The sequence below is a fragment of the Candidatus Polarisedimenticolaceae bacterium genome (assembly GCA_036376135.1).
Classification (GTDB): domain Bacteria; phylum Acidobacteriota; class Polarisedimenticolia; order Polarisedimenticolales; family DASRJG01; genus DASVAW01.
Genome location: DASVAW010000022.1, coordinates 1 through 5,578, shown reverse-complemented (window position 1 = coordinate 5,578; position 5,578 = coordinate 1). Strand labels below are relative to the sequence as shown.

The 5,578-nt window shown below is 67.9% G+C and carries 5 protein-coding genes; all 5 read right to left on the bottom strand.

Annotation, left to right across the window (positions count from 1 at the left end; translation table 11 throughout):
* On the bottom strand, window positions 1-344 hold a 344-nt coding region (locus VF139_02130), incomplete at its 3' end, for a GTP-binding protein (protein HEX6850176.1).
* Between the two features lie 41 nt (window positions 345-385).
* Complete coding sequence (fusA, locus tag VF139_02125) at window positions 386-2,467, bottom strand: elongation factor G (protein ID HEX6850175.1); 2,082 nt, start codon at window positions 2,465-2,467, stop codon at window positions 386-388.
* A 57-nt stretch (window positions 2,468-2,524) separates the two neighbouring features.
* Entirely contained in the window at window positions 2,525-2,995 is a 471-nt protein-coding gene (rpsG, locus tag VF139_02120) for a 30S ribosomal protein S7 (protein ID HEX6850174.1), read from the bottom strand.
* A 14-nt stretch (window positions 2,996-3,009) separates the two neighbouring features.
* On the bottom strand, window positions 3,010-3,384 hold the full coding sequence (rpsL, locus tag VF139_02115; GenBank protein HEX6850173.1) for a 30S ribosomal protein S12: 375 nt from the start codon (window positions 3,382-3,384) through the stop codon (window positions 3,010-3,012).
* 72 nt (window positions 3,385-3,456) lie between these two features.
* On the bottom strand, window positions 3,457-5,578 hold a 2,122-nt coding region (locus VF139_02110), incomplete at its 5' end, for a hypothetical protein (GenBank protein HEX6850172.1).

Sequence of the window (5,578 nt, the reverse complement as noted above, 5' to 3'; positions counted from 1 at the left end):
GCCGCCGAAACCACCAGGATCGCGCCGTCCATCTGCGCAGCACCCGTGATCATGTTCTTGATGTAGTCGGCATGGCCCGGGCAGTCCACGTGCGCGTAGTGACGGTTGGCCGTCTCGTACTCGACGTGCGACGTGGCGATCGTCAGGATCTTCGTGGAGTCACGACGACCCTGCGACTCGGACGCCTTCGCGACCTCGTCATACGCGACGTACTTCGTGCCGTAGCCCTTGTCGGCGGAGATCTTCGTGAGAGCAGCCGTCGTCGTCGTCTTGCCATGATCGACGTGGCCGATCGTTCCCACGTTCACGTGCGGCTTCGTCCGATCGAATTTCTCCTTGGCCATCGCTTCCCATCCTCCTGGGGGCGCCCGCCGCCCCTCCGGCACTAACGTCTCGACGTTCCCGTCACCCGCGCGACCACGTCCTCCGAGATCGCTTTCGGGACCTCTTCGTAGCGGCTGAAGTGCATCGAGTAGGTGCCGCGGCCCTGGGTCCGGCTGCGCAACTCGGTCGCGTAGCCGAACATTTCGGACAGCGGAACGGCGCACTGTAGCACCGACGCGCCACTTCTGCCCTCGAGGCTCTGGATCTTCCCGCGCCTGGCGTTCAGGTCGCCCAGCACGTCCCCCATGTACTCCTCGGGGACGACGACCTCCACGCGCATCACCGGCTCGAGCAGGGTCGGCCGGGCCGCGCGGCAGGCCTCCTTGAAGGCCATCGACGCCGCGATCTTGAAGGCCATCTCGGACGAATCGACCTCGTGGTACGACCCGTCGAGCAGCGTCGCCTTCACGTCGCGCATCGCGTAACCGGCGAGGTACCCCGCCTCCATCGCCTCCTCGAGGCCGGAGGCGACGGCGGGGACGAACTCCTTGGGAACCGACCCGCCCACGACCGCGTTCTCGAAGACGAACCCCCGGTCGGGTGCCGGCTCGAGACGGATCTTGACGTGCCCGTACTGGCCGCGCCCGCCGGTCTGGCGGATGAAGCGCCCCTCGGCCTCGGCGGCCTGCCGGATCGTCTCGCGGTACGCGACCTGCGGCCGGCCGACGTTCGCGGCGACGCCGAACTCGCGCTGGAGGCGATCGACGAGGATCTCGAGGTGGAGCTCCCCCATCCCGGCGATCAGCGTCTGTCCGGTGTCGGGGTCGGTGTGAACCCGGAAGGTCGGGTCTTCCTGGACGAGTTTCCCCAACCCCTGGCCGAGCCGCTCCTGGTCGGCCTTGGTCTTGGGCTCGATCGCCAGGCGGATCACCGGCTCCGGGAAGTCCATCCGCTCGAGGAGGACGGGGGCCTTCTCCGAGCAGATCGTGTCCCCGGTCTGGACGTTCCGGAGACCCACGATCGCCGCGATGTCCCCCGCCCAGAGCTCCGAGATCTCCTCACGCTTGTTGGCGTGCATCTTCAGGAGGCGGCCGATGCGGGAGGACTGGCGCTTCACGGGGTTGTAGGCGTGGTCGCCCGACGCGAGGGCGCCGGAGTAGACCCGGACGTAGGCGAGGTGCCCGACGAACGGGTCGCTCATGATCTTGAAGACGAGCCCCGCGAACGGTTCCGTGTCGGACGCCGCACGGGTGACGGTTTCCCCCGAGCGCGGGTCGATCGCCTCGACCGGCGCGACGTCCGACGGCGCGGGGAGGTAGTCGACGATCGCGTCGAGCAGGGGCTGCACCCCCTTGTTCTTGAATGCGGCTCCGCAGAGGACGGGGACGAAGCGCATCGCGAGGGTGCCGCGACGCACCCCCCGGCGCAGCTCGTCGGGCGTCAGCGCGCCCCCCGCCAGGTACTTCTCGAGGAGGCGGTCGTCCGTCTCGCAGGCGGCCTCGACGATCCTCTCGTGGCCGAGCGCGGCGCCCTCCTCGAGGTCCGCGGGGATCGGGGCCTCGCTCGCCTCGAGACCGCCGTCGTCCCAGAGGAGCGCGCGCATCGCGATCAGGTCGACGACGCCCCGAAAGGTCTCCCCGGCGCCGATGGGCAGTTGCAGCGGCAGCGGGCGATGCCGCAGGCGCGCGGCGACCATCGTGCAGGTACGGTCGAAGTCCGCTCCGGTCCGGTCCATCTTGTTGACGAAGGCGATCCGCGGGACGCGGTACTTGTCCGCCTGGCGCCAGACCGTCTCGGACTGGGGCTCGACGCCTCCGACGGCGCAGAAGACGCCGACCGCGCCGTCGAGGACGCGCAGCGAGCGCTCCACCTCGGCCGTGAAGTCCACGTGCCCGGGGGTATCGATGATGTTGATGCGGTGGTCGTTCCAGTGGCAGGTCGTGGCCGCGGACGTGATCGTGATCCCCCGCTCCTGCTCCTGCACCATCCAGTCCATGATGGCGGTCCCGTCGTGGACCTCCCCCATCTTGTGGGTGATGCCGGTGAAGTAGAGGATCCTCTCGGTGGTCGTGGTTTTCCCTGCATCAATGTGGGCCATGATGCCGATATTCCGCGTACGCTCGAGAGGCGTCTGCCTGGCCACGTTTTCAAAGACCCATGCGCCCCCGGGAGTCCCGGGTCGCCCGAAACGAGGAACCGACTACCAGCGGTAATGCGCGAAAGCCTTGTTGGCCTCCGCCATCTTGTGCGTGTCTTCCTTCTTCTTGAAGGCGCCGCCGCGCAGCGCGGAGGCATCCAGGATCTCGTTCGCCAGCTTTTCGCGCATCGACTTCTCCGACCGCTCGCGCGAGTAGGAGATCAGCCAGCGGATCGCGAGGGCCGTCCGGCGCTCGGGACGGACCTCGACCGGGACCTGGTAGTTCGAGCCGCCGACGCGCCGGGACTTGACCTCGAGCATCGGCTTGACGTTGTCGATCGCCTTGCGGAACACCTTCAGGGCGTCTTCCTTGGCGCGATCCTGCACGGTGGTCATGGCGCCGTAGAAGATGTCCTCGGCGACCGCCTTCTTGCCGTCGACCATCAGGCAGTTGATGAACTTCGTGACCAGCGGCGACTGGTACACGGGATCGGGAAGGGGATCCCGCTTGGGAACGTTTCCGCGCCTGGGCATCTGTCCGTCTCCCGCTAGGCCTTGGGCCGCTTGGCGCCGTACTTGGAGCGGCTCTGGCGCCGCCCGTCCACCCCGGTCGCATCGAGGGTGCCCCGGATCACGTGATACCGCACGCCCGGGAGGTCCTTCACGCGGCCCCCGCGGATCATGACGATCGAGTGCTCCTGGAGGTTGTGCCCCACCCCGGGGATGTACGTCGTGACCTCGATCGAATTGGTCAGCCGGACGCGGGCCACCTTGCGGAGGGCCGAGTTCGGCTTTTTCGGAGTCGAGGTGTAGACGCGGGTGCAGACCCCGCGTTTCTGGGGACAGGAGACCAGGGCCGGCGACTTCGTCCGGCTCTTCTGGAGGTCCCGGCCCATTCGGACCAACTGACTGATCGTCGGCACTGGCGCGTACTCCCGCGAAAAACCCGCAGATCCTAGCAACGCGAACCGAACCCGGTCAAGGGCCGCCCGGAATCAGGCGGTTTTGCCGGGCTCGGACCCTCCCGCCCCGCCCCCCGCGGCGGCCGCGGCGGCCGCCCGGAGCATCTCGGCGAAACGATCGGTGTCGAGATCGACCTCGGCCTCGACGGCCTCCTCGGGGATCTCCTCCTCCATCGGCGGCGGGCCGTCGGCGGGGATGAGCAGTCCCGAATACAGGTCCAGCCCCGTCCCGGCGGGGACGAGACGGCCCATGATGACGTTTTCCTTCAGGCCGCGGAGGTAGTCGACCTTCCCGGAGATGGACGCCTCGGTGAGGACGCGCGTGGTCTCCTGGAAGCTCGCCGCGGAGATGAAGGAGTCGGTGGACAGCGACGCCTTGGTGATGCCGAGCAGCAGAGGACGACCGCGCGCCGGGGCGCCGCCGGCGCCGAGCACGCGCTCGTTCTCCTCGACGAAGCGGAAACGATCGACCTGTTCGTCGACGATGAACTCCGTGTCGCCGACGTCCTCGACCTTGATCCACCGCATCATCTGCCGAATGATCACTTCGATGTGCTTGTCGTTGATGTTCACGCCCTGGAGGCGATAAACCTCCTGGATCCCGTCGAGCAGGTACTTCTGCAGCTCTCGCTCCCCGAGGATCTCGAGGATCTTGTGCGGGTCCTTGGGGCCGTCGGTGAAGGCGTCGCCGGCGCGCACGCGCTCCCCTTCCTGCACGTTCACGTGCAGTCCCTTCGGGATCGAGTATTCGCGCTCCTCGCCGTCGTCGGTGCGCACGATGATCTTGCGCTGCCCCTTGACGATCTCGCCGTAGTGCACCGTCCCGTCGACCTCGGCCATGACCGCCGGATCCTTCGGGTGGCGCGCCTCGAAGAGGTCGACCACGCGGGGGAGACCGCCGGTGATGTCCTTGGTCTTGGTGGTGACGCGCGGGATCTTCGCGAGGACGTCGCCCGGCTGCACCTTCTCCCCGTCCGGCACCATCAGGATCGCGTGCACCGGCATGAGGATCTTGCGCTGGGCCTTTCCCGCCTCGTCGAGGAGGATGAGCTGCGGGTGGCGCTTCTCGTCCTGGGAGGCCGTGATGACCTGCCGCGAGAAGCCGGTCACCTCGTCGACCTCCTCCTGCATCGTGACGCCGGCCTCGATGTCCTGGAACTTCACGGAGCCCGCGACGTCGGTGAGGATCGCGTAGGTGAACGGATCCCACTCCGCCAGCTTCGTGTTCGATTCCACGACGTCGCCGTCGCGAACCTCGAGGACCGCGCCGTAGACGACCGTGTAGCGCTCGCGCTCGCGGCCCTCGCGGTCCTGGATGGTGATCGCGCCGTTCCGGTTGATCGCGACGGGTTTGCCGGCGCGGTTCTCGACCCACTTGATGTTGTGGTAGCGCACGGTGCCGGCGTTCCGGCACTCGATGGTCGACTGCTCCTCGAAACGCGCGGTGCCGCCGATGTGGAAGGTCCGCATCGTGAGCTGGGTGCCCGGCTCGCCGATCGACTGCGCGGCGATGATGCCCACCGCCTCGCCGAGCTCGACGGGGCGGCCCGTCGCCAGGTTGCGGCCGTAACAGCGGACGCACACCCCGCGCCGGCACTCGCAGGTGAGCACCGAGCGGATCCGCACGTGCTCGATCCCGGCGTCCTGGACGGAGGTCGCGAGGTCCTCGTCGATGAGCTGGTTGCGCTCGACGATCCGCTCGCCGGTGATCGGGTCGCGCACGTCCTCGAGGGCGACGCGGCCGACGATGCGGTCGCGGAGCTCCTCGATGATCTCGCCGCCCTCCTCGATCTTCTCGACCTCGATCCCCTCGATCGTGCCGCAGTCCTCCTCGGAGATGATCACGTCCTGCGAGACGTCGACGAGGCGGCGCGTCAGGTACCCGGAGTTGGCGGTCTTGAGCGCGGTGTCGGCGAGGCCCTTCCGGGCGCCGTGGGTCGAGATGAAGTACTGGAGGACGTTCAGTCCCTCGCGGAAGTTCGCGGTGATCGGGGTCTCGATGATCTCGCCGGAGGGCTTGGCCATCAGGCCGCGCATCCCGGAGAGCTGGCGCATCTGCTGCTTGCTGCCGCGGGCGCCGGAGTCGGCCATCATCAGGATCGGGTTGAACTCCGCCCGATCGCGCTCGACCTTGTTCATCTCGCGGAACATGGCG

Bases quoted from the DNA above. Each gene is read 5' to 3' on its own strand.
- rpsG (HEX6850174.1), bottom strand. From the start codon at position 2,995: ATGCCCAGGCGCGGAAACGTTCCCAAGCGGGATCCCCTTCCCGATCCC.